The organism is Pseudomonas alvandae, from assembly GCF_019141525.1.
Classification (GTDB): Bacteria; Pseudomonadota; Gammaproteobacteria; order Pseudomonadales; family Pseudomonadaceae; genus Aquipseudomonas; species Aquipseudomonas alvandae.
In genome coordinates, this window is record NZ_CP077080.1 from 3,430,266 (window position 1) to 3,454,792 (window position 24,527).

At 63.4% G+C, this 24,527-nt stretch carries 20 protein-coding genes; 8 read left to right on the plus strand and 12 right to left on the minus strand.

Annotated elements, in window-relative coordinates; all coding sequences use genetic code 11:
* Positions 1 to 13 precede the first annotated feature (13 nt).
* From exaC to pedF, 6 genes are all read right to left on the minus strand, one after another.
* Complete coding sequence (gene exaC / locus KSS97_RS15290; protein ID WP_030138944.1) at positions 14 to 1,534, minus strand: acetaldehyde dehydrogenase ExaC; 1,521 nt, start codon at positions 1,532 to 1,534, stop codon at positions 14 to 16.
* Positions 1,535 to 1,800: 266 nt separating this feature from the next.
* A complete protein-coding gene (locus tag KSS97_RS15295) occupies positions 1,801 to 3,576 on the minus strand; it encodes a PQQ-dependent methanol/ethanol family dehydrogenase (RefSeq protein ID WP_217859512.1) in 1,776 nt (591 codons plus the stop codon).
* 284 nt (positions 3,577 to 3,860) lie between these two features.
* Complete coding sequence (locus KSS97_RS15300; RefSeq protein WP_217859513.1) at positions 3,861 to 4,799, minus strand: quinoprotein relay system zinc metallohydrolase 1; 939 nt, start codon at positions 4,797 to 4,799, stop codon at positions 3,861 to 3,863.
* Positions 4,800 to 4,814: 15 nt separating this feature from the next.
* Positions 4,815 to 5,570 (minus strand): quinoprotein dehydrogenase-associated SoxYZ-like carrier, encoded by a 756-nt coding sequence (locus KSS97_RS15305; protein ID WP_030140758.1) that lies wholly within the window; start codon positions 5,568 to 5,570, stop codon positions 4,815 to 4,817.
* 9 nt (positions 5,571 to 5,579) lie between these two features.
* Complete coding sequence (locus KSS97_RS15310) at positions 5,580 to 6,455, minus strand: substrate-binding periplasmic protein (RefSeq protein WP_030140757.1); 876 nt, start codon at positions 6,453 to 6,455, stop codon at positions 5,580 to 5,582.
* A 5-nt stretch (positions 6,456 to 6,460) separates the two neighbouring features.
* Entirely contained in the window at positions 6,461 to 6,922 is a 462-nt protein-coding gene (gene pedF, locus KSS97_RS15315) for a cytochrome c-550 PedF (protein WP_181288356.1), read from the minus strand.
* A 252-nt stretch (positions 6,923 to 7,174) separates the two neighbouring features.
* Here pedF and exaA point away from each other — a divergent pair, with 252 nt between their 5' ends.
* Entirely contained in the window at positions 7,175 to 9,031 is a 1,857-nt protein-coding gene (exaA, locus tag KSS97_RS15320; RefSeq protein ID WP_217859514.1) for a quinoprotein ethanol dehydrogenase, read from the plus strand.
* A gap of 146 nt (positions 9,032 to 9,177) precedes the next feature.
* On the plus strand, positions 9,178 to 9,822 hold the full coding sequence (locus tag KSS97_RS15325) for a pentapeptide repeat-containing protein (protein WP_217859515.1): 645 nt from the start codon (positions 9,178 to 9,180) through the stop codon (positions 9,820 to 9,822).
* A 146-nt stretch (positions 9,823 to 9,968) separates the two neighbouring features.
* Here KSS97_RS15325 and KSS97_RS15330 read toward each other — a convergent pair whose 3' ends face one another.
* Positions 9,969 to 10,607, minus strand: a complete 639-nt coding sequence (locus KSS97_RS15330) for a response regulator (protein ID WP_030140753.1) — start codon at positions 10,605 to 10,607, stop codon at positions 9,969 to 9,971.
* Entirely contained in the window at positions 10,604 to 11,860 is a 1,257-nt protein-coding gene (locus KSS97_RS15335) for a HAMP domain-containing sensor histidine kinase (protein ID WP_030140752.1), read from the minus strand. The genes KSS97_RS15330 and KSS97_RS15335 overlap by 4 nt, the downstream gene beginning before the upstream one ends.
* Before the next feature lie 363 nt (positions 11,861 to 12,223).
* Between KSS97_RS15335 and KSS97_RS15340 the strand changes: the two genes are divergently transcribed.
* The 6 genes from KSS97_RS15340 to KSS97_RS15365 all read left to right on the plus strand — a co-directional run bounded on the left by KSS97_RS15340 (position 12,224) and on the right by KSS97_RS15365 (position 17,409).
* Complete coding sequence (locus tag KSS97_RS15340) at positions 12,224 to 13,390, plus strand: ABC transporter substrate-binding protein (protein WP_217859516.1); 1,167 nt, start codon at positions 12,224 to 12,226, stop codon at positions 13,388 to 13,390.
* Positions 13,391 to 13,416: 26 nt separating this feature from the next.
* Positions 13,417 to 14,406: a YVTN family beta-propeller repeat protein gene (locus KSS97_RS15345; RefSeq protein WP_030140749.1), complete on the plus strand. Its 990-nt coding sequence runs from the start codon at positions 13,417 to 13,419 to the stop codon at positions 14,404 to 14,406.
* Positions 14,403 to 15,134: an ABC transporter ATP-binding protein gene (locus KSS97_RS15350; RefSeq protein WP_217859517.1), complete on the plus strand. Its 732-nt coding sequence runs from the start codon at positions 14,403 to 14,405 to the stop codon at positions 15,132 to 15,134. Before KSS97_RS15345 ends, KSS97_RS15350 begins: the two co-directional genes overlap by 4 nt.
* On the plus strand, positions 15,131 to 15,922 hold the full coding sequence (locus tag KSS97_RS15355) for an ABC transporter permease (RefSeq protein WP_198796452.1): 792 nt from the start codon (positions 15,131 to 15,133) through the stop codon (positions 15,920 to 15,922). Before KSS97_RS15350 ends, KSS97_RS15355 begins: the two co-directional genes overlap by 4 nt.
* A 233-nt stretch (positions 15,923 to 16,155) precedes the next feature.
* The gene (locus tag KSS97_RS15360; RefSeq protein ID WP_217859518.1) at positions 16,156 to 16,689 is read left to right on the plus strand and encodes a PQQ-dependent catabolism-associated CXXCW motif protein; all 534 of its coding nucleotides are present in this window, start codon (positions 16,156 to 16,158) and stop codon (positions 16,687 to 16,689) included.
* Positions 16,690 to 16,743: 54 nt separating this feature from the next.
* Positions 16,744 to 17,409, plus strand: coding sequence for a response regulator transcription factor (locus KSS97_RS15365; protein ID WP_039588789.1), 666 nt, complete (start codon positions 16,744 to 16,746; stop codon positions 17,407 to 17,409).
* Positions 17,410 to 17,594: 185 nt separating this feature from the next.
* Here the strand turns inward: KSS97_RS15365 and nahK are convergent, their stop codons facing one another.
* The 4 genes from nahK to KSS97_RS15385 form a co-directional block, all read right to left on the minus strand.
* The gene (gene nahK, locus KSS97_RS15370) at positions 17,595 to 20,237 is read right to left on the minus strand and encodes a hybrid sensor histidine kinase/response regulator NahK/ErcS' (RefSeq protein ID WP_225936041.1); all 2,643 of its coding nucleotides are present in this window, start codon (positions 20,235 to 20,237) and stop codon (positions 17,595 to 17,597) included.
* Positions 20,167 to 21,330: a nitric oxide-sensing protein NosP gene (gene nosP, locus KSS97_RS15375; protein WP_198796451.1), complete on the minus strand. Its 1,164-nt coding sequence runs from the start codon at positions 21,328 to 21,330 to the stop codon at positions 20,167 to 20,169. The genes nahK and nosP overlap by 71 nt, the downstream gene beginning before the upstream one ends.
* 338 nt (positions 21,331 to 21,668) lie before the next feature.
* Complete coding sequence (locus KSS97_RS15380) at positions 21,669 to 22,853, minus strand: porin (protein ID WP_030140743.1); 1,185 nt, start codon at positions 22,851 to 22,853, stop codon at positions 21,669 to 21,671.
* 350 nt (positions 22,854 to 23,203) lie between these two features.
* Complete coding sequence (locus tag KSS97_RS15385) at positions 23,204 to 24,478, minus strand: glucarate dehydratase family protein (protein WP_217859519.1); 1,275 nt, start codon at positions 24,476 to 24,478, stop codon at positions 23,204 to 23,206.
* Positions 24,479 to 24,527: the final 49 nt, after the last annotated feature.

The following is a 24,527-nucleotide window of genomic DNA, read 5'->3' on the forward strand; positions in this document are numbered from 1 at the left end:
AGTGCTTCGGGGGTCAGAAGAACCCCAACGGATTGACGTCATAGCTCACCAAGAGGTTCTTGGTCTGCTGGTAATGGTCGAGCATCATCTTGTGGGTTTCGCGACCGACGCCGGATTTCTTGTAGCCGCCGAACGCGGCATGCGCCGGGTAAAGGTGGTAGCAGTTGGTCCACACGCGTCCGGCCTTGATCGCCCGACCCATGCGGTAGGCGCGGTTGATGTCGCGGGTCCAGAGGCCGGCGCCGAGGCCGAACTCGGTGTCGTTGGCGATCGCCAGGGCTTCCGCTTCGTCCTTGAAGGTGGTCACGCCCACCACCGGGCCGAAGATTTCTTCCTGGAAGACGCGCATCTTGTTATGGCCCTTGAGCAGCGTCGGTTGGATGTAATAGCCGCTGGACAGATCGCCCTCAAGACGTTCGGCCGCGCCACCGGTCAGCAGCTCGGCACCCTCTTCCCGGGCGATGTCCAGGTACGAAAGGATCTTGTCGTATTGCTGCTGGGACGCCTGGGCGCCGACCATGGTCTCGGTGTCCAGTGGGTTGCCACGCTTGATCTTGGCGATTTTCTTCATGACCTCGGCCATGAACGGTGCGTAGATCGATTCCTGCACCAAGGCGCGAGATGGGCAGGTGCAGACTTCGCCCTGGTTGAAGAACGCCAGTACCAAGCCTTCGGCAGCCTTCTCGATGAACGCCGGCTCGGCTTGCATGATGTCTTCGAAGAAGATGTTCGGCGACTTGCCGCCCAGCTCCACCGTGGACGGGATGATGTTCTCAGCGGCGCACTTCATGATGTGCGAACCGACCGGAGTCGAGCCGGTGAAGGCGATCTTGGCGATGCGCTTGCTGGTGGCCAGGGCTTCGCCGGCTTCGCGGCCAAAGCCGTGGACAATGTTCAACACGCCGGCTGGCAGCAGGTCGGCGATCAGTTCGATGAATACGGTAATCGACAGCGGCGTCTGCTCCGCCGGCTTGAGCACGATGCAGTTGCCGGCGGCCAGGGCCGGGGCGAGTTTCCAGGCGGCCATCAGCAGCGGGAAGTTCCACGGAATGATCTGGCCGACCACGCCCAGCGGCTCGTGGAAATGATAGGCGGTGGTCAACTCGTTGATTTCGGCAGCGCCGCCCTCTTGGGCGCGGATGCAACCGGCGAAATAGCGGAAATGGTCAGCCGACAGAGGCACGTCGGCATTCAGGGTTTCACGCACGGCCTTGCCGTTGTCCCACGTCTCGCTGACGGCGAGGATTTCCAGGTTCTGCTCGATGCGGTCAGCGATTTTCAGCAGCACCAGGGAACGATCCTGAACGGAGGTCTTGCCCCACGCATCGGCGGCGGCATGGGCCGCATCCAGGGCTTTGTCGATATCGGCTGCGCTGGAGCGCGGGAATTCGCCGATGACTTCGCCGTTGACCGGCGACGTGTTGGTGAAGTATTCGCCGTTGACCGGCGCGACGAACTCGCCGCCGATGAAATTGCCATAGCGCGGCTTGAAGGAAACGACGGCGCCTGGGGTTCCGGGTTGTGCGTAGATCATGATGGGCCTCTGCCTGGTCGATGCCTGTCGCGGGACAGGCGATAGGCCGATGGTAGAGAGCCCCGCCTGCCGGACGAATGCGTCATTGGCAGGGGGCTCTCTCGTTATTTGGTCGTAGGTGTGTAAGCGGGAACGAGCACCGCTCTTGTGGCGAGGGGATTTATCCCCGCTCGAGTGCGCAGCGCTCGCAAAAATTCTGGGGCCGCTTCGCAGCCCAGCGGGGATGAATCCCCTCGCCACAAAAGCGGCCCAGGTAAGATGACCGCTCAGCGCTTGGCAACGAGCGCCTTCGGCAACTTGAAGGTCCAGAGCATGCCGCCCTGGTTGAAGTCCTTCACGCGCTTGGCCACCTCGCCGCCCCACAGCGGCACCGCACCACCCCAGCCGGACACCACCGAGACGTACTGCTCGCCGTCCATTTCCCAGGTAATCGGCGAGCCGAGCACGCCGGAGCCGGTCTGGAATTCCCAGACCTTTTCCCCGGTCTTGGCGTTGAAGGCTTGCAGGAAACCTTCAGGCGTACCGGTGAACACCAGGTTGCCCTTGGTGGTCAGCACCCCGCCCCACAGCGGCGCGAAGTTCTTGTGGCGCCAGACTTCCTTGCCGGTCTTGGGGTCGATGGCCCGCAATACGCCGATGTAATCCTCGTTCAGCGGCTTGATGGTGAAACCGGCCCCGAGGAACGCCGCGCCTTTCTTGTAGGCGATGCCTTCGTTCCAGATGTCCATGCCCCATTCGTTGGATGGCACATAGAACAGGCCGGTGTCCTGGTTGTAGGCCATCGGCATCCAGTTTTTCGCACCGAGGAACGCCGGCGCCACGAACACCGAACTGCCCTTGGCTTCGCTGCCCGGCGCGCCCGGACGGCTGGCCTCGTTGTAGATTGGTCGGCCATCCTCGTCCAGGCCGGTGGCCCAGGTGATCTTGTCGACGAACGGGAAGCCGCGGATGAACTTGCCGTTGGTGCGATCAAGCACGTAGAAGAAGCCGTTACGGTCGGCGGTCGCCGCGGCCTTGATGTCCTTGCCGCCTTCCTTGTAGTTGAACGAGATCAGTTCGTTGACGCCGTCATAGTCCCAACCGTCGTGGGGTGTGCTCTGGAAGTGCCACTTGATGCTGCCGTCATCCGGGTTCAGGGCCAGGCGCGACGAGGAATAGAGGTTGTCGCCAGGGCGCAGGTGGGAGTTCCAGGGCGCCGGGTTGCCGGTGCCGAACAGCAGCAGGTTGGTTTCCGGGTCGTAGTAGCCGCCCAGCCAAGGCGCGGCACCGCCAGTTTTCCAGAGGTCACCCGGCCAGGTCTTGCCCGCCTCGCCGCCGGAAATACCGTTTTCCACGGCCTTGCCGTCCTTGTAGACGTAGCCCATGTGGCCTTCCACGGTCGGCCGGGTCCACAGCAGTTCACCGTTTTTCGGGTCGAACGCGCTGATCTGCCCGACCACGCCGAACTCGCCACCCGCCACGCCCGTGATGAGCTTGCCGTTCACCACGAGCGGCGCGGCACTGATGGAATAGCCTTCCTTGTGGTCGGCGACTTTCTTGCTCCACACCACTTTGCCGGTGTCCTTGTTCAAGGCCACCAACTTGGCGTCGAGGGTGCCGAAGAACACCAGGTCGCCATACAGCGCCACGCCCCGGTTGATCACGTCGCAGCACGGGCGGATGTCATCGGGCAGGCGCGCGTCGTATTGCCAGAGTTTCTTGCCGGTGCGCGCATCCACCGCGAACACCCGCGAGTAGGACCCGGTGAGGTACATCACCCCGTCCTTGATCATCGGCTGGGCCTGCTGGCCGCGCTGCTTTTCGCCGCCGAAGGAGAACGCCCAGACCGGACGCAGGTCCTTGACGTTATTCACGTTGAGGGTGTCGAGCGGGCTATAGCGCTGGCCCTGGACCCCCAGGCCGTTGGTGACGATCTGTTGCGGGTTCTTCGGGTCCTGGAGAATTTCCTGGTCGGTCACGGCGGCCAACGCCGAGCCGGACAGCAGCATGGCACTGAGCAGCAGGTTCACGGCGAAGGGCTGGCGACGTGCGGGATGAATCATGGCGGCTACCTCTGCGGTTATTGTTATACCCGGGAAATTTTCCCGGTCTGCCACAGATTCTTGGCCCCGACGGCGCCGCCAACAATTGCCCGCTGTGTTGAGTTTTCTAGTTCCTTGGTACATGTAGAAGTAAGCGAATCCCCCCGAGGCGAGGGAGCTTGCTCCCGCTGGGGCGCGCAGCGGCCCTAAAAATGGGTTTGTCAAAACTGATATGGAGGTGAAAAACATAGGGGGCCGCTTCGCAGCCCAGCGGGAGCAAGCTCCCTCGCCACGGGGATCTGCGCTCAGTCAGGGGCGTGGGTGTCCACTCGCTTCATCCCCACCCGCTCATAACGCGGATAAAGATGACTGACACTGCGAATCAGCTCATACCGGCTCAGGCTGATCCCGGCGAAGCGCTCGGGAATGGGGCTGCGGATCATCTCGGCCATGTCGTCGCCCCGGGCCGCGCCGTCGCGCATCAGTTGGTCGAGCCAGCCCAGGTAGTCGCGCATCTGCGAGAAAGGCCGGGCGTCGGTGGCCATCGGGCCATGTCCCGGGACGATTTGCTTCCAGGGCAGCGCCTGGAGCGTGTCGAGGTCCTTGAGCCAGACTTCCAGGCCAGGGCTGTTCGGGGTGGTCAAGGCCCGTTCGTAAAACACCAGGTCGCCGGCAAACAGCACGCCGGTGGTTTCATCGAGGATCGCCAGGTCCGCGCCGGTGTGCCCGGCCAACGCCAGCAGGCGCAGTGAATGATCGCCAACCTTCAGCGTCCCGGGGCTCAGCGCCTGGGTCGGCAGCACGACCTCGGTGCCGCGCATCCAGTCGCCTACCAGCCGGTACATGTTTTCTGCCAGCGCATCGCCCTGCTGTCGCAGCAGGTCGGTGGTGCCGAGCAACGCGCCGATGGATACGTCGCTGAAGGCCTGGTTGCCCAGCACATGATCCGGGTGATGGTGCGTCAGCAGCACCTGGACCACCGGCTTGTCCGTCGTCGCGGCAATGGCCTGGCGCAGCGCTTCGCCATAGCGCTTGGACGGTCCGGTGTCGATGACCACCACACCCGCCTCGGTGACGATGAACCCGGTGTTGACGATGTTGCCACCGTTGGCCTTGGCGAAATTATCCGTGCTGCCTTCCAGCAACCAGGTGCCGTCGGCGATCTGCCGCGGCTTGAGGGAATAATCGGTGGCGGACCATGCCGGCAGGCACAGCCCAAGACAGACCAGCAACAACCAGCGCATGGTGCGCTCCTTTGATCAGGGGATGGCCGCCTCGAACTGGTTGCCGCTGTTGTCGCGCAGCACCAGGCGGGTCTGGCCCGGGCCTTGGATATCGAAGCCCAGGTTGGGGTTTTCGCTGACCGCCGGGAACAGCTCCAGGCGCGCCAGCAGCTTGCCGTCGGCGTCCAACAGTTGCGCCTGGTTGAGGAAGAACTCCGGGATGCCGCTGACCAGGCCGTTGTCCATCGGATGGGCGATCTGCAAGCGCAGGCGATTCGAATCCCCACGCGGGTAGCGCCCGCCCAGCACCTCACCCAGGTGCTCTTCCCAACCCGGTTGGGTGCGCACTACGCTGGGCGCGGTGCAGCCGCCACCCGCCGCATCGATCAGGGTCGAGCCGACGTGCCACAAGCCGTCGCGGGTCTGCACGGCGGCACGTAGCGGAGTCGCCTGCTCGATACGGATGCGGATCGACAGCCACGGCAGCACCCGCTCCGAGGGCTGGAAATCAACGATTCTTGGCAGCGGGTTGAGCTCGGCCCAGGCCAGCACCCGCACGACGTCGCCCGTGAAGGCCCGCGCATCGATTTCCAGCGGCACCTGGCGCGCGTCTTCGGCAAAGGGCGGCGCCAGCACCCGCACCCGCTCGTCGAACACGAACGGCGCATCCGCCAGCAATTGTTTGTGATAGAAGGCCCACATCACCGACGGCACCGGGTCCTTTCCCGGCTCGATCGCGCTCGCCATCAACGGCAGGCAACCCAACAGCAGGCCGAACGCTCGCCAATTCATCCCGCGCTCCTATTGGTACATCTCGGGTACTTCGTAGCGCAGGCCATAGTGGGCATACACCGTCTTGAGAGTGCCATCGCGAATCAAACCTTCCAGTGCCTCTTCCACTGCGTAGGCCAACTGACGGTTGCTTTCATGCACCGCCATGCCGATCTCCCAGCGCTGCTTGCCCATGTTCGGGTAGGCGTTTTCAGCGAGGGCCAACTGCGGGTCGGCCGCCTGATGCACTTGCCAGTCGATCTCCCCGCGCATCGCCATGACCGCGTCGACTTCGCCGGCCTGCATGGCCCCGAAGGCTTTGGCGACGGTGGGGTAATGGCGGGTCTTGGCGCTCAGCATGCCGTTGAACACCGAGGTCAGGTAGAACGAGGGCACGCTGTCGACTTCGACGCCGATGGGGTGCTGCTGGAACACCGCGACGCTGCCCACCGACTCCAGTCGGCGACGGTCATACGCCACCTGCCAGCATTCCTGTTGATACGGCCCGAACATCACCACCTGGGCGTTTTCCAGCTCACCGATGTCGTTGCGCCGTTGCACATAGTCGTGATCGTACGGCACGCGCATCATCAGGTCGGCCAATTGCCGGTCGTGCAATGGACTGCTGCGCCAGATGTAGTCACGCAGGTCATCGTCGAGCTTCTCGCCGGGCGGCGCCCAGATCAGTTTCAGCCGCACGCCCATGGCCTTGGCCAGGGCCTGTGCCAATTCCACATCGACGCCCCGGGGCTGGCCCTGGTCTTCGAAACTGTAGGGAGCGAAATCCTTGTAGACCGCGACCTTCAATTCGCCGTCGGCGATCATCTGGTCATAGCTGCGCACCTGCGCCTGCACCGCCGGGCCCCACAGCAACAGGCCGCACATCACCCACGCGAACAAGCGCATGGCAATCACTCCTCGACGTGCACGCTGTCCAGATAAGTCCGCACCGCCCACAGCGCTTCCTGGCTCAGGTAATCGGCCATCTTCGGCATGTAGACGCGACCGTCGCGCACCGCGCCGTGGCGCACGCGCTCGACAAACCATTCATCGCCGGCTTCGGCGGCGTCGAGCATGCGCAGGTCCGGTGCGATCCCGCCGGACTTGGCTTCCAGGCCATGGCAGGCCGCGCAGTTCTGGTTGTAGGCCGAAGCGCCGATTTCCACGGCCTTGTCCCGCTCCGGAGAGTTGCGATAAGGGTTCTGTGCGACCCAGCCGTCGGCATCCACCGGCAGGTTGGTGTCCTTGATGGGCGTCAGCCCCTTGGTTTCCACTGCCTGGGGCACTACGTTGCCATGGGCCCACGCGGAGCCAGCGCCGGTCAGCCCCATCAGCAATGCGGTAGCGATGATGGCGTTGCGTTTTGTTGTCATTGTTATGCCCTCGAAATTGCACGCAAGACCTCTTTGCAGAGGCCGTGCCGTCATCTTAGGAACCGGGTGCCCACAGCCGAATGCTGCTTTGGTGGTCGCGGTCTAGTTCCTTGGTAGCAGGTCGTCCGACGCAAGTCGCAAAGACAGGCGGTCTGGGAAGTCTTCCCGGCAAGGGCGGGAATTTTTCCGTATCGGACGAGGCGTGCGAGCCCCGACCCTAGTCAGGCCAAAACCTCACTGGGAAATCCCACCATGACAATAAAAACCCGCCCCGCCCTCTCCTCCCTGGCCATTGCCTTGCTGCTTGCCGGCGGCCTGTCCCTGGGCACCCAGGCGCACGCCGCCGTGACCTGGGAAGATATCGCCAACGATCACCTGACCACCCAGGACGTGCTGCAATACGGCATGGGCACCAACGCCCAACGCTGGAGCCCACTGGCCCAGGTCAACGACAAGAACGTGTTCAAGCTGACCCCGGCCTGGTCCTATTCTTTCGGCGACGAGAAGCAACGCGGCCAGGAATCCCAGGCAATCGTCAGCGACGGCGTGGTGTACGTCACCGGCTCGTATTCGCGGGTGTTCGCGCTGGATGCCAAGACCGGCAAGCGCCTGTGGACCTACAACCACCGCCTGCCGGACAACATCCGCCCGTGCTGCGACGTGGTCAACCGCGGCGCGGCCATCTATGGCGACAAGATCTACTTCGGCACCTTGGATGCCCGCGTCGTCGCCTTGGACAAGAACACCGGCAAGGTGGTGTGGAACAAGAAGTTCGGCGACCACGCCGGCGGCTACACCATGACCGGCGCCCCGGTGCTGATCAAGGACAAGACCAGCGGCAAGGTCCTGCTGATCCACGGCAGTTCCGGCGATGAGTTCGGCGTGGTTGGGCAACTGTTCGCCCGTGATCCGGACACTGGCGAAGAAGTCTGGATGCGCCCGTTTGTCGAAGGCCACATGGGCCGCCTCAACGGCAAGGACAGCACCCCGACCGGCGACGTGAAGGCGCCGTCCTGGCCTGACGACAAGACCACCGAGACCGGCAAGGTCGAAGCCTGGAGCCACGGCGGTGGCGCACCTTGGCAGAGCGCCAGTTTCGATGCCGAGACCAACACCATCATCGTCGGCGCGGGCAACCCCGGCCCTTGGAACACCTGGGCGCGCACGGCCAAGGACGGCAATCCGCATGACTACGACAGCCTCTACACCTCCGGCCAGGTGGGTGTCGACCCAAGCACCGGTGAAGTGAAATGGTTCTACCAGCACACGCCGAACGACGCCTGGGATTTCTCCGGCAACAACGAGCTGGTGCTATTCGACTACAAGGACAAGGACGGCAAGGTGGTCAAGGCCACCGCCCACGCCGACCGCAACGGCTTCTTCTATGTGGTGGATCGCAATAACGGCAAGTTGCAGAACGCCTTCCCCTTCGTCGACAACATCACCTGGGCCAGCCACATCGACCTGAAGACCGGTCGGCCGGTGGAAAATCCCGGCCAGCGCCCAGCCAAGCCGCTGCCGGGAGAAACCAAGGGCAAGCCGGTGGAAGTCTCGCCGCCGTTCCTCGGCGGCAAGAACTGGAACCCCATGGCCTACAGCCAGGACACCGGCCTGTTCTACGTACCGGGCAACCAATGGAAAGAGGAGTACTGGACCGAGGAAGTCAGCTATAAAAAAGGCTCCGCCTACCTGGGCATGGGTTTCCGGATCAAGCGCATGTATGACGATCACGTCGGCAGCCTGCGAGCCATGAATCCCACCACCGGCAAGGTGGTGTGGGAGCACAAGGAGCCGCTGCCGCTGTGGGCCGGCGTGCTGGCAACCAAGGGCAACCTGGTGTTCACCGGCACCGGCGACGGATTCTTCAAGGCCTTCGATGCGAAAACCGGCAAGGAGCTGTGGAAGTTCCAGACCGGCAGCGGCATCGTCTCCCCGCCCATCACCTGGGAGCAGGACGGCGAGCAGTACATCGGCGTGACCGTCGGCTACGGCGGCGCCGTGCCGTTGTGGGGCGGCGACATGGCCGAACTGACCAAGCCAGTGGCCCAGGGTGGTTCGTTCTGGGTGTTCAAGATTCCGAGTTGGGATAAGGCCACGGCGCAGAAATAACCTGAACCCAACGGGGTCCTGACCCACACCACCCCCTGTGGGAGCGAGCTTGCTCGCGATAGCGCAGTGTCAGTCAACATCAATGCCGGCTGAACCACCGCCATCGCGAGCAAGCTCGTTCCCACAGTTAACACCGAGTTCCTGCCATGAAATTTTTGCCATTACTGCTTCTGTTCATCGGCGCCGTTGCCCATGCCGATGACCCCGACACCGCTCTGACAATCAACGGCTGCACCATCGCCGAATCCAGCCAATGCCCCGGCGCCAACCTGCGGGGCGCCAAGCTCGCCAACCAGGACCTGCGCAAGATGAACCTCGCCGGCGCAGACCTGCGCGATGCCGACCTGCGCCACGCGCGGCTGGACCTGGCCAATCTCGAGAAAGCGCAGCTACAGGGCGCCAATCTCAATCGAGCCAGCCTGCAACAAAGCAATCTGCGCCTGGCGGACTTCAGCGGTGCCACGCTCAAGGCTATCCAGGGCTGGGGCCTGTTTGCCCAGGGTGCGCAGTTCCAGCAGGCCGACCTGACGGCGGCCTATCTTCAGTTCGCGCGGTTGTCCGGCGCCCGACTGCGCGACGCCAACCTGCAGGCCGCCGACCTGGAAATGGCCTGGCTGAGCAAGGCCGACCTCAAGGGTGCTGATCTGCGCGATGCCAATCTGCAAGAGGTCAAGCTGGGTGAAAGCAATCTGGAGCAGGCCAACCTGACGGGCTCGCGGCAGCACTACGGAAATTTCCAGGATGCGAATATGCAGGGGTGTGTCGGGTGCCCGACTTCTTGGGATCGCTGAACGCCCCGTGGCGAGGGGATTTATCCCCGCTGGGCTGCGAAGCAGCCCTAAAACCCGACAACTCGGTATGCCAGGTAGATCTAGGGGCCGCTTCGCGCCCCAGCGGGGATAAATCCCCTCGCCACAATTATCTTCATCGCCTGCTTTCACCCCGCCACCCGCACCACCCCCATATCAATCCCCAGATGCACCAACTCGGCATGGGAACTGACCTGCAACTTGCTCTTGAGCAACGTCAGGTGGTTGGAAACGGTCTTGGCGCTGATGCACAGCCGTTCGGCAATGGTTCGCGCGGGCGTGCCCTTGGCGAGCATGACGAAGATCTCCAGCTCGCGTTGGGTCATCGATTGCAGGCGCGGATCGCTGTCGTGGCGGGTGGTCGCGCAAGCCAATTGCGTCGCCAGGGCCTGTTCGATATAGGCATGACCGGCCAACACCCGCCGCACCGCTTCCACCAATACTTGCGGTGCCGAATTCTTCGTCAGGTAACCTGCCGCGCCGGCCTCCAGCGCCTGGCGAACCAATGGCAATTCATCGTGCATGCTGAAAAACAACACCCGCAGTTGCGGCAGGCGCTGCCGCAGGCGCCGGGTGGTTTCCAGCCCGCTGATGCCCGGCAGCCCGAAGTCCATGATCACCAGGTTCGGTACCTGCTCCTGCACCTGGCTCAACGCCTCTTCACCCGAAGCGGCTTCGCGAACCTGCAGCTCCGGCATCATTGCTCGCAACAGGCTGGCGTAGCCTTGCCGGACCACGGCGTGGTCATCCACCAACAAAATGTTCATGACGCCTCCAGGGGAATGTTCAAGTCCAGCGCCCAACCCGCGCCGGGCCGGCTCATGACCCGCAGCTCACCGCCGAGGCTGCGGGCCCGTTCGGCCATCGAATGCAAGCCCACGCCGGCCCGGGCGGGCTGCTGGGCACCGCAACCGTTATCGCGCACCCATAGCCGCAGGCGACCGGCGCGGTGCTGCATGCGGATGCGTACCTGGCTGGCGTCGGCATGCCGGGCGATGTTGGTCAGCGCCTCCTGCAACAGGCGGTACAGGTGGGCTTTGTCCGGCCCGGCCAATGCCGGTAGCGCGCCATCGACCCGCAACTGACAGGCGATGCCGTGGTTGTCCTGCCATTGCCGGGCCAACAGCTCGATGGCCTCGCCCAGCGGCAGATGCTGGAGCACGACGGGGTACAAATCGTTGACCAAGGCGCGAAAACCTTGCTGCAAATGATCGCAGTGTTCTTCCAGTTCGCTGGCGGTCTGCTCCAGCGCAGGCGGCTGGTGGATCACCAGCCGCAGCAGGCAGGCCCGCGCTCGAATGCCTGCCACGTACTGGCCCAAATCGTCGTGCAGGGTTTGCGCGAGGGACCTGCGCTCCTGCTCTTGCACAGCCAGCAATGCCTGGGTCAGCCGAGCATTGTCCGCCCGGGTCTGGGCCAGGGCGGCAGTCATCCGATTGAAATGCTCCGCTAACCGCTGGGCCTCCGAAATGCCTGCTGCCCGCAGGTTCACCTGCAGATCCCCGGCGGACACCTGATGCAGCGCCTGCAGCAATTCGTCCAGCAAGCGCATGCCCCGGCGCACCGCCCAACGAATCGCCAGCAAGCTGAGCAGCAAGGCCATCGCGCAAACGCCGAGCAGTTGCACCAGGGAATCGAGGATCTCATCCACTTCATCCACGGGGTCAACGGCGATCCAGGCCCGACGTCCGTCCTGCAATTCAACGACCTGGGCGGCAGGACCATCGGCCAACAGTCGACGCCCCAACCAAGCGTTCAAGCCAGGCTCTTGCGCTGGCGAATTTTCCCCGGGTGCCGACCAGCGCACCCGTACATGACGCAGGCTGCCAGTCAGCCTCGATTGGAGGCTGGCCGGGTCGCGCTGGGCGGTCTCGCGCAGGTAATGCACCACCGACTCGGCCGATTGCAGTTCCCGTCGCACATCCGCCGTGGCCTGGTGCAACAGCAGGGTTGCACAGGCCAGGGTGACCAGGGCGAAGAACGCCGTGACCCAGAGGTTGATTCGCCAGAGGGCTGACATGGCTAGTGCTCCGCCCCCTGACTCACGCCGATCCCCCGTGGGAGCGAGCTTGCTCGCGATAGCGGTGGGTCAGCCGGCCTCAATATTGAATGTGCCGCCATCATCGCGAGCAAGCTCGCTCCCACAGGGGTCGGGGCACGCCAATCCACTCCGATCAAACTCAGGATCAGTAACAACGGCAACAGCAGCGTCTTGAACATTCGCACGGTCTGTCCGCTCCCTGATGAATGACAATTGAAAGCATCCTAAAACCCCGGCGCCTGGGGCGAGCTACTACCTTGGTACTGCCCCGGCGGTACTTTCTGCATATTTCCCCGGGACCACGGCCTTCCTATGCTGGCGCTACCTGCAATGGAGGACGTCATGCGCCGGCTTGTCAGTTACGCCCTGGTTTACCTGTTGGCTGCGGCGACCGCCCAGGCAGGCGACGCCGTGCCGTTGCAGGTGCGCATCGGCTACCTCGGCTACCGGCCCGACCCTGGCCCGCTGTTGTCCAACGTCATCGCCGAACCCTCCGATGCCGGGCTGCGCGGCGCCGAACTGGCGATCATCGACAGCAACAGCACCGGACGATTTCTCAAGCACGACTACCGCCTCGAAAGTGCCAACGTCGACAGCCCCCAGGCATTGCTGGAGGCCGCCCGTGCCCAGCATGCGCAAGGCCTGCGTCTGTTCGTGGTGAATGCGCCGGGCGAAAGCCTGCGCCAGCTCAGTGCCGCCCTCCCCGACAGTCTGCTTTTCAACGCTGGCAGCCCTGATGACAGCCTGCGCACCACCGAATGCCTGGGCAACGTCCTGCACACCCTGCCCGACCGCGCGACCCTCGCCGATGCCCTGATCCAATTCAGTGTCGTGCGCAAATGGCAGCGGGCCTTGCTGATCGTCGGCCAGACACCCGAAGACCAGGCCTACGCCGCCGCATTGCGCCGGGCCATGAAGCGCTTCGGCATGAAGATCGTTGCCGAGAAGCCCTGGCAGTTCGACAACGACCAGCGCCGCAGCGCCCAGGCCGACATGCCGCTGTTCACCCAGGCCGCCGAGTACGACGTGGTGCTGGTGGCCGACGAGCACGGCGACTTTGGTGAATACGTGCCCTACCAGACCTGGTATCCGCGCCCGGTGGCCGGCACCCAGGGGCTGACGCCCACCGGTTGGCACAAGACGGTCGAGACCTACGGCGCGGCGCAACTGCAAAAACGCTTCGAAGCCTTGGCCGGGCGCTGGATGAACGACCGCGACTTCGCCGCCTGGATCGCCGTGCGCAGCATCGCCGCCGCCGTCAGCAAGTTGCGCCAGGACGACCCGTTTGCGATCCGCCAACTGGCCCTCGGCGATCAGTTGCCGCTGGATGGATTCAAGGGCCGCAAGCTCAGCTATCGTCCCTGGAACGGCCAGTTGCGCCAACCGATTCCCCTGGTCCAGCCGCGAGCCTTGGTCAGCACCTCGCCCCAGGACGGTTTCCTGCATCCGTCCAACGAAATGGACAGCCTGGGCTTCGACCAACCCGAAGTGAGCTGTCGCTACCCCTGATCGATAACAACAATAAGGAAAACGCCATGCGCCGCCCCCTGCTCAACCCGGCTCTGCTTTGCCAAGCCCTCGCCCTGGGCGCCTCGCTGCTCCTTGCCGGTCCCGCTGCGGCCAGCATTGCCTGGGTCTCCAATGAAAAAGACAACAGCCTCAGCCTGATCGATCTGCAGAGCCTTGAAGTCGTCGAAACCTTGCCGGTCGGCCAACGCCCCCGGGGCCTGTTGCTGTCCCATGACAACCGCCTGTTGTACATCTGCGCCAGCGATTCGGACCGGGTCCAGGTGATGGACGTCGCCACCCGCAAGATCATCAAGGAGCTGCCGTCCGGCAAGGACCCGGAACAATTCGCCTTGCACCCCAACGATCGCTGGCTCTATGTTTCCAACGAAGACGATGCCCTGGTCACGGTGATCGACACCCAGACCTCCGAAGTGCTGGGCCAGATTGGCGTGGGCGTCGAGCCCGAAGGCATGGCCGTCAGCCCCGACGGCAAGTGGGCGGTCAACACCAGCGAGACCACCAACATGCTGCACTGGATCGACACCAGCACCCAAACGTTGGCGGACAACACCTTGGTCGATCAACGGCCGCGCTTCGTCGAGTTCAATCGCGACGGCACGCAGCTCTGGGCCTCGGCGGAAATCGGCGGCACCTTGACTATCCTCGACGTTGCCACGCGCCAAGTCCTCAAGACCCTGACCTTCCAGATCAAGGGCGTGCATCCGGACAAGGTACAACCGGTGGGCATCAAGCTCAGCGCCGACGGCAAGCTCGCGTTCGTCGCCCTGGGCCCGGCCAACCATGTCGCGGTGATCGACGCGAAGACCTTCGAAGTGCTGGATTACCTGTTGGTGGGCCGGCGCGTCTGGCAACTGGCGTTCACCCCGGACCAGAAGCAATTGCTGGCGACCAATGGCGTCAGCGGCGATGTCTCGGTGATCGACGTGGAGAGCCGCAAGGTACTCAAGTCGGTGAAAGTCGGGCGCTATCCCTGGGGCGTGGTGGTGACGCCATGAACGCCTTGGAAGTCAGCGACCTGAGTTTCGCCTACGGCGCCAGGGAAGCCCTGCGCCAGATCCATTTCAGCGTGCCCGCCGGACGCTTCGCCGCGCTCCTCGGGCCCAACGGCGCGGGGAAGTCGACGCTGATTGCCCTGCTGACGCGCCTGTATGACGTGCAGCGCGGCGAGATCCGGGTCGGCGGCCATTCGCTGCGCACGTCACCGCGCCAGGCCTTGCGCCAGCTGGGCGTAGTGTTCCAGCAAAGCACGCTGGACCTGGACCTGAGCGTCGAACAGAACCTGCGCTATCACCTCGCGCTGCACGGTGTGTCACGCCGCCAGGGCTGCGCGCGGGTCGACGCCGAGCTGGCCCGCCAACAATTGACGGAACGGCGCCACGAGCGCGTGCGCAACCTCAACGGTGGGCATCGGCGCCGGGTGGAAATCGCCCGCGCCCTGCTCCACGAGCCGCGCCTGTTGTTGCTGGACGAGCCGAGCGTCGGCCTTGATCCCGCCAGCCGCCAGGCCTTGGGGCAGCATATTCGCCAGTTGTGCAACGAACACGGCATCAGCGTGCTCTGGACCACTCACTTGCTCGACGAAGTGCAGCCCAGCGATGACCTGCTCATCGTGCATCAGGGCCGGCTCGTCGCCAGCGGTCGGGCCGAGGACGTGAGCGAGGAACACGGCGGCAGCCTCGGCTCGGCCTTCCATCGTCTGACTGCCTCGGGGGTGGCCGCATGAATGCTTATTGGCAATGTTTCAGCGGCATCGTGATGCGCGAATGGCTGCGCTTCGTCTTGCAGCGCACGCGGTTGCTCAGCGCGCTGGTGCGACCGCTGTTGTGGTTGCTGGTGTTCGCCGCCGGTTTTCGGGCGGCGCTGGGCATCGCCATCATCGCGCCCTACGACACCTACATCCCCTACGAGGTATACATCGTGCCGGGGCTCGCCTGCATGATCCTTCTGTTCAACGGCATGCAAGGCTCGCTGTCGATGGTGTACGACCGGGAAATGGGCAGCATGCGCGTGTTGCTGACCAGCCCCCTGCCCCGGGCCTTTCTACTGGCGAGCAAGTTGCTCGCGACCTCGCTGATTTCCTTGCTGCAGGTCTACGCCTTTCTCGCCATCGCCTGGGTCTACGGCGTCCAGCCTCCGGCGATGGGCCTGCTGCTGGCATTGCCGGCGCTGCTGCTGGTGGCGCTGATGCTCAGCGCCCTGGGCCTGTTGTTGTCCAATGCGATCCGGCAACTGGAGAATTTCGCCGGGGTGATGAATTTCGTCATCTTCCCGATGTTTTTCCTGTCTTCGGCGCTGTATCCGCTATGGAAAATGCTCGAGGCCAGCCCTTGGTTGTACTGGCTGTGCGCGGTGAACCCCTTCACCCATGGCGTGGAATTGGTGCGGTTCGCCTTGTACGGGCAATTCAACCTGCTGGCGATGACCGTGTGCGTGGGGTTGACGCTGCTGTTCGCGCTGCTGGCGGTGTGGACGTTCAATCCGCAGCATGCGGCGTTGCGCAAGGCCAATTGAACGGTCCAGCAACACACGGTCCCTGTGGGAGCGAGCTTGCTCGCGAAGGCGGTGGACCAGACACATCAATGCTGACTGAATCACCGCCATCGCGAGCAAGCCCGCTCCCACAGGGGATTGGTGTGATTCGTGATGAAAATTACTACTTTAGTAGCGGTTTTCCTGTCTATGGTCGCATTCACAAGACCTCGACCCTGGCATGTAATGGGCGCATAACAAAAAGGATAAATCCCATGCCCCGTTTGCTGGCGATCGTCTTGCTGGGCCTGGCGCTGAATGTCGCCCAGGCTGACACCGCGCTGTTTTCCCCGCAGGGCTACCGCATCACGCAGTACCGCAGCCCGACGCCCGCCTCCGCCGACGGCGCGCAAACCCTCGACACCGAATCCTTGCAGCGCCTGCTCGGGCAGACACCTGCCCCGGTACTGATCGACGTTTACCGTCGCCCGTGGGTCCAGGGACAGTTCATCGACACCGAGCCCCACGCCAACCTTCCCGGCAGCCTGTGGCTGGCCAACACGGGCGATGGCGAACTGGATGCAACCTGGCAGGACTATTTCAGTTTCCACCTGCGCAAGGCCACCGCCGGACGCATGGATCAACCACTGGTCTTTTACTGCCGCTCCGATTGCTGGTTGAGCTGGAACGCGGTAAAACGCGCCGCGACCATGGGCTATAAACATTTGTACTGGTACCGCGACGGCCTCGACGCCTGGGAGGCGGCCAACCTGCCCCTGCAAGCCGCCCGCCCCGAACCTTTTCCCTGATGTGAGCGACCTGCGTGCAACTGCCCCAACACGACAATAACGAGGTGAATGGCCATGTATAAAATCCTGATAGCCGACGATCACCCACTGTTTCGCGAAGCCATCCACAACGTCATCAGCGACGGTTTTGCCGGCAGCGAGGTGATGGAAACCGCCGACCTGGACAGCGCCCTGGCGCTGACCCGCGAACACGACGACCTGGACCTGATCCTGCTGGACCTGAACATGCCCGGCATGCACGGCCTCAATGGCCTGATCAACCTGCGCAACGAGGCGCCGACCATCCCGGTGGTGATCGTTTCCGCCGAGCAGGACAAGCAGATCGTCCTGCAGGCCATTACCTATGGCGCGGTGGGCTTCATCACCAAGTCTTCGCCGCGCTCACAAATGACCGACGCCATCGAGCAGATCCTCAATGGCAACGTGTACCTGCCGCCTGACATCATCCGCACCCAGAAGAGCCCGACGGGCCGGCGCCTGAACGAAACCCCGGCGTTCCCGCCCGAACTGCTCCAGGCCCTGACGCGCAAGCAATTGCTGGTGCTCGAACGCATGACCAAGGGCGAATCGAACAAGCAGATCGCCTACACGCTGGACATCGCCGAAACCACGGTCAAGGCCCACGTCTCGGCGATCCTGCGCAAGCTCAACGTGCATAACCGGGTGCAGGCGATTCTCAGTGCGGGGGATATCGATTTCGGGGCGTACTTGCGCCGGTAGCTGGCTACCCGCGCTCCGTGGCGAAAAGAGATCAACTGTGGCGAGGGGATTTATCCCCGCTGGGCTGCGAAGCAGCCCCCTGGATCTTTTTGTGGAACCGAGTAATCCGGAATTAGGGCCGCTTCGCGCCCCAGCGGGGCGGTGCGACGTTTCGCTGAATCCCCTCGCCACAAAAGCGGTTCGACTCATCGGCTGGTTGTTTGGCCCAGCAAGTGACTCATCGCAATCTTCAACTTCATCGGCCGCACCGGCTTGTGCATCAGCGTGTGGCCAAGCTCGCGGATCTGCTGCTTGAGTTCGTTGCTGTAATTGGCCGTGATCATCATCGCGGGAATCGGTGAGGTTCGGCAGGCGTTGATCCGCGCCACGGCATCGACGCCGTTCTGGTCGTGATCCAGGTGGTAGTCGGCAATCAACAGGTCCGCGTCGGCACGATAATCGTCCACCTGCCGCGCGAGGTCCTGTTCCGACAATGCCGTCACCACCCGGCAGCCCCAACCTTCCAGCAAAGTGCGCATGCCGGCGCAGATCGCCGCGTCGTTGTCCAGTACCCAGATCCGCGCGCCACGCAGGCGTTCGAGCATCGGCTCGCTCATGTCCAGGCACGGCAGTGGCTTGGGCGCGGTGGCGCTGAGGGGGACTTCGATGGCAAATACCGAGCCTTTGCCCGGCCATGAACGAACCTGGATGCGATGCCCGAGGATCCCGGCGATCTTCTCGACAATCGCCAACCCCAGGCCCAAGCCACGATCCTGGTCCGGACGCTGGACGTCACCGCGCTTGAACTCTTGGAAAATCTCCTCCAGGCGATCCTGGGCGATGCCGATGCCGGCGTCCCAGACTTCGATCGACACACGATTGCCGTGGCGCCGGCATCCCAACAGTACTCGCCCGTTCGGGGTGTAGCGCAGCGCGTTGCTCAGCAGGTTGCGCAGGATCCGCGCCAACAGTTGGATGTCGCTGCGCACCAGCACCGAGCAAGGTATGAATCGCAACTCCAGACCCTCGCTGCGAGCCACTTGGCGATATTCGGCTGCCAGGTTGTCGAGCAATTCGCACAACGCGAACGGCGCTACATCGGCCTTGATCACACCGGCATCGAGCTTGGAAATATCCACCAGCGTGCCCAACAGATTTTCCACGTCCTGCAGGGAATTGCTGACGTTGCGCACCAGTTGCGCGTTCGCCACCGGCTCGCGGCGTTCGAGCAAGGCGCTGGTGAACAGCCGCGCCGCGTTCAATGGTTGCAACAGGTCATGGCTCACCGCCGCGAGGAATTTGGTTTTCGACAGGTTGGCCCGCTCGGCTTCACGCTTGGCTTCGCGCAGGCGCAGTTCCACCCGGCTGCGCTCGTCGATTTCGCGCAACAACTGGTCGTTGAGGGTGGTCAGTTCTGCGGTGCGCTCCTGCACCCGCTGTTCCAGGTTCTGATAAGCCTGGTGCAACGCCTCGGCGGTGCGACGGCGCTCGGTGATGTCGCGGATCAGCACAAAGATGCCCACCACCTCTCCGTTGGCCAGCACGTTGGGCACATAGGAGCGCAGCATGTAGCGCTCCTGGTTGTTGATGTTGGTCTCGGCGAATTCGAACGTCACGCTCTCGCCAGCCAACGCCCGGGCCACGTAGGCTTCCAGGCGCTGGTAATGCTGTTCGCTGTGGGCTTCGCGCAGGCTCTGGCCGAGCATCACGCCGCGGGGCCAGCAATACCATTGCTCGTAGACCTTGTTGGTGAACTCATAGACCAGGTCGGCATTGAGGTAGGCGATCAACGCCGGCACGTGGTCGGTGATCAGGCGGATCCAGCGCTCGCTTTCGCTCAATGCCTCGGCGTGCTGGTAGCGCTCGGTGATGTCGGTGAAGGTGTTGACGTAGCCACCGGTGGGCAGCGGATGGGTGCGGATCTCCAGGACCCGGCCATCAGAGAGGCGCTGCTCGCATTCCTGGATCAGCCGGCCGTTGCCATCGCGACTGGCCGGTGTGAGCAGTTGCAATTCACTGTCACCAATCACCTCGTTGAACGGCCGATGGGCGGCCACCGGCGCCAGGCCGCTGAGCTCCAGGAAACGCCGGTTCCACAGTTCCAGCACGCCTTGGGCGTTGACCATCGCCACGCCCTGGGACAGGTTGTCCACGGCGCGTTGCAACAGATGGGATTTCTGCGCGACGGCCTGTTCGCGGCGCACGGTTTCGCTGAGTTTGACGTCGGTGATGTCGGTGAACAGGATCACACGCCCGCCTTCCTGGGTCGGCCGTTCGCTGACCTGCAGCCAGCGCCCGTTCTGCAAGCGATACAGCACCGGCTCGTCTGGCTGGCCGCGGGTTTCTTCGCTGAACAAACCATTGGCGGTCATCAACCGCTTGACCTCGCCAAGGCGCATCCCCGCAATGATCCGCACGCGGCTGTGGGCCCAGAACGCCTTGAAACGGCTGTTGAACAGAACGATGCGTTGCTGCTCGTCGAACAGCACGAATGCATCGGAAATGCTTTCGATCGCATCGATCAGGTGCCGATGGGCCGTTTCCGCCCGCAACCGTGCTTCGCCGAGCAAATGATTGCCGGCCTTGAGCTCGGCCATGGCCTGGTTCAACGCATCGGTACGTTCACGCACCTGCTCGGCCAGCACCACCGAATGCTGGAACGCGGCATACGGGTCGCTGCCGCGGGTCACGCCGGATTCCACCCGTTCGATCAGCGCGTCGTTGATGCGCCGCAGCTTGTGGTTTTCATGCTGCAGGGCGGCGAGCTGCGCCTGCAGCTCAGCGATGGCCGGGGACGCGATGGCGGGCAATGGCAACTCCGGTGAACGTCTGGTTGATGTGCATGCCATTGAACTGTTCTCCATAGGTGTTGAACCCCATCACCCGATGTTCACGCAAAAATTGGCCGATCTGCTCCAGGCCGTCGCGCCCTTCCAACTCCAGGCGCCGCAGGAAACAGTCGCAGCCGATGGTCAGCAACAGATCGCCGAGGCGCGCCTGCAAGCCGTCGAACAGGTCTTGCAGGTTGTGCAGCAACGGCCCCGGATCCATGGCGGTCAGGACGATGCCGTTCTCCACCGCACAATAAAAACTCAGGCTCAGGTCCGGATGGACCTGCTGGATCGCTCGGACGTAGTACTGGTCGTTGATCCGCACCGCCAAGGGGTGCGCGGCGAATACCCGATAGTCCAGGGCACTCACCGGGACGCCGATGTGCCGCGCGTATTCCTCCGCGGCAGGCTCGGCGTTGAGTTCGTAGACCCGCCGCGAGGCGCTGTCGGCGCCGGTCACCACCAGTTTCTCTTGCCGGGGCAGGATGTGGTGGGTGGTGAACACCTCGAATTCCAGCCAGGTATTGATCAGCACTACCACCGCTGCGCCGCTGTGGAACTGGCCTTCAAAGTAAACGTGGGTGTGGGTCAGGTAGTTGTCATCGCCGGCCGAACCGCCGAAATGCGGGATGTCCCCCAGGGCGGCGCTCAAGGCTGCCAGCACCATTTCCTCACGGCTGGACAGGCCGTCCAGCAGGGTCAAGGCGAAACTGTGACCCTTGATTGGCGCCAAGGCGTTGCTGCGACAACCGCTCGCCAGCCGCTCGACCATCTGCTGGGCGTCGATCAGGCTGAAGTGCTCCATCTCGCCGATCAGTTCGGCGGCGATGGAGAAATGCCGGTGGTCGAAACCCACCGCCGTCACGCAATTGCGGCCGTAGCCTTGCGGGGTGATTTCCCCGGCGCTGGTGCAGCCCACCAGGCGAATCCCGCCAAAGCTCCGGGACAACGCCTGGGCGAGGTCTGGCAAATGGTATTCAGCGGAACAGAAAAACAGCACGAACCCCAGGTACGGGTGCAACAACTGTCGCGCCAGTTCCTGGGCCACTTGTTCGACGTCCGTTGCCTGGGACATGGCGCTGACCACACCCTCGCTCTGGGCCTGCTGCATCTGCGCCTCCGACGGTGCGTGATAGAGCCTTGAGTGTACGAATCCGCGCCCTGCCCACGAATGCTACTTGGGTAGCGGGTGGGCACTTCCATGGGAGGAGAACCGTGACGGCCCCGGCCGCGATGCGCACGGTCGGGGCCGACACGAAAACCTAAGACATGTTCGAGACCGCTTTTGTGGCGAGGGGATTTATCCCCGCTGGGCTGCGCAGCAGCCCCCGGACCTTTGTGTGGGACCGAGTAATCAGGGATTAGGGCCGCTTCGCGCCCCAGCGGGGCGGTGCGACGTTTCGCTAAATCCCCTCGCCACAGGGGGTCATTGCAACCCGATCGATCGGATTACCAGGTCAACACCGCCCCCACCGCAAAGGTGTCGGTGTCTTCGTTCTGCGCGCTGGTGTCATGGCCATCGATTTCGAACTGGTTGTATTCGGCCACGAGCTTGAGGTTGTCGTTGATGTCATGGAACAACGCGATACCGCGCGTCTCGTAATCGGCGCCGCTGCCGACCACGCCGTTGCCGTCGTCCTCGGTCTTGCCGTAGGACAACGCCAGGCGATTCTTGCCCAGTTTGTAGGAGCCCTGCAGTAGGTAGCCCTTGCTGTCGACATTGCGCAAGGTGGCTTCGCCGGCATTGTTGGTGAAGAACGGGTTGATGCCCTTGGCCTGGAACCCCGAGCCGGTGAGCGACAGCCCGCCCATCTTCGCCTGCACCCCATAACCCAGGCCTTTGGACGTCACCGACTCGACGTTGGAATCGGTGTTGTCGGAGGTCTGGTAGCTGCCGTTGAGCCAGCTGTAGATCTTCGCCCCGGCCAAGTCGAATTGGTAAGTGATCTCGCTCTCGGTGCGTGGGTTTTCCTGGTAGGCCTTGCCGGTGGCGCTGCTGTCGTTGGTGTCCACCGGGTCCATGATGCCCACCGCCACGCGCAGCCCTTCCATCACCGGGGTGCGATAGGTGATCTGTGACGTCGGGAACGGGTACGGATAACCGCTGCCGATATTGCCGAACGACACGCCGCCACCGTCCACCAGGCCCAGGGTGTCACTGACCTGGCCGTAACCGGCGAGCAGCTCGTCAAGCAGGATGTTGGAACGGGCGAACAGGCCGAAGTCCTTGCCGATCAGCACCTCGCCCCACTCCGGGTTGGCGACGGTGCCGTAGAACTGCCGCACGTCGATGGCGGTATCGGTGCCGTTGGTTTCACTGTCATTGATGGTCACCCAGAACGAGGCACGGGCGCCGAGCTTCAGGTCATCGACCTGCTTGCCCATGTTGAAGCCCAGGTAGTTGGGCAAGAAACCCATCTTGACCCGTGCCTGACGCCGGTCGAACTGATCCCCGGCGCGGTCCACGTCGCTGTTGACGTAGAAGGCGTTGATGTAGCCGTCGGTGGAAAAGGTCGTCTGGTCCTTGTCGTACAGCATGATTTCGGCGTGGGCCCAGGGCATCGAGCCGAGGGTCGAGAGGCCGGCGATGACCGCAGGCAAAAAACGCAGGCAGGTATTTTTATTGTTGTGCATGGCGCGCTCCGCAACAGGGGACGGGATGTCGGAGGCGATTATCGAAAGGCGCCAGGGCGCGTCATACGCTGCCTTGGGGGTGATTGGCGGCTGCTTTGGCAGCGCAGGGTCGGCGCGGCAGTTTTGGCGTAAGACCCCGATGCCGCCGGGCGCGGTACTTTGGGTGTGGGCCGGTGGGTGGGTTGGGGATGGTGCTGAGTATGACCAACTTGTGGCGAGGGGATTTATCCCCGCTGGGCTGCGCAGCAGCCCCTTGGATCGTCCTGATGTACCGAGTTGTCAGGTTTTAGGGCCGCTTCGCGCCCCAGCGGGGATAAATCCCCTCGCCACAACGGCCCCTCGCCTTCGGGTCAGAACCTCGGCTTGACGGTCTTCCAATCCGGCTTATACCGCCGCATCTGCCGCACGTCATCACGCTGGCGAATGCCGCAACTGAGGAACTGTTCATGCAGCTTGCCCAGTTGATCCCGGTCCAATTCCAGGCCAAGGCCCGGCGCCCGGGTGATCTTCACGCAGCCGTCGACAAACGGCAGCTTGCCGCCCTTGATCACCTCTTCATCCGGTTCCTGCCACGGGTAATGGGTGTCGCAGGCGTAATCCAGGTTCGGCACCGAGGCCGCGACGTGGGCCATGGCCATGAGGCTGATGCCCAGGTGCGAATTGGAATGCATCGACACCCCCAGGCCAAAGGTGTCGCACATCTTCGCCAGCACCTGGGTGTCCCGCAGTCCGCCCCAGTAATGGTGGTCGGCCAGGACAATCTGCACGCTGTCCTGGGCCACGCTGCGGCGGAACTCGTCGAAATCGGTGACCACCATGTTGGTCGCCAACGGCAGCCCCGTACGCTTGTGCAGCTCGGCCATGCCCTCCAGCCCAGGTGTCGGGTCTTCGTAATACTGCAAGTCGTCCCCCAGCAACTCGGCCATGCGGATCGAGGTCTCCAGCGACCAGTTGCCATTGGGGTCGATGCGCAGCGGCAGCCCGGGGAACGCCTGTTTCAGCGCCTTGATGCAAGCGACTTCATGCTCCGGCTCCAGGGCGCCGGCCTTGAGCTTGATGCTCTTGAACCCGTACTCCTCGATCATCCGCCGCGCCTGGCCGACGATCTGCTGCTCGTTCAGCGCTTCCCCCCAACTGTCCGCCGGGTACGGCGAATCGATGTGCTCGGCGTACTTGAAAAACAGATAGGCGCTGAACGGCACTTCATCGCGAATCGCACCGCCCAGCAGATCTACCAGCGGCACGTTCAGGTAATGCGCTTGCAGGTCCAGGCAGGCCACCTCGAACGCCGAATAGGCATTGCTGACGGCTTTGCTCGCATGGGAGCCCGGCGCCAATTCCGCCCCGGCAACGCTGGCCGGTTTATGGGCCGCGACGGTGGCCTGGACGATGGCCCGCAATTGGTTGAGGTTGAACGGATCCATGCCGATCAATTGGTCCTGGACCTGCTGCTGGATCGCCAGGGCCGGCGCATCGCCGTAGCTCTCGCCGAGGCCGATGTAGCCGTTGTCGCTTTCAATCTCGATGATCGAGCGCAGCGCAAAGGGTTCATGGATGCCACTGGCGTTGAGCAACGGTGGGTCGCGAAAGGCAATGGGGGTCACGGTGACGCGTTTGATTTTCATGCACGGGCTCCGGAAGGTCTCCACGCCGATGATGGACGCCGCCGATTGT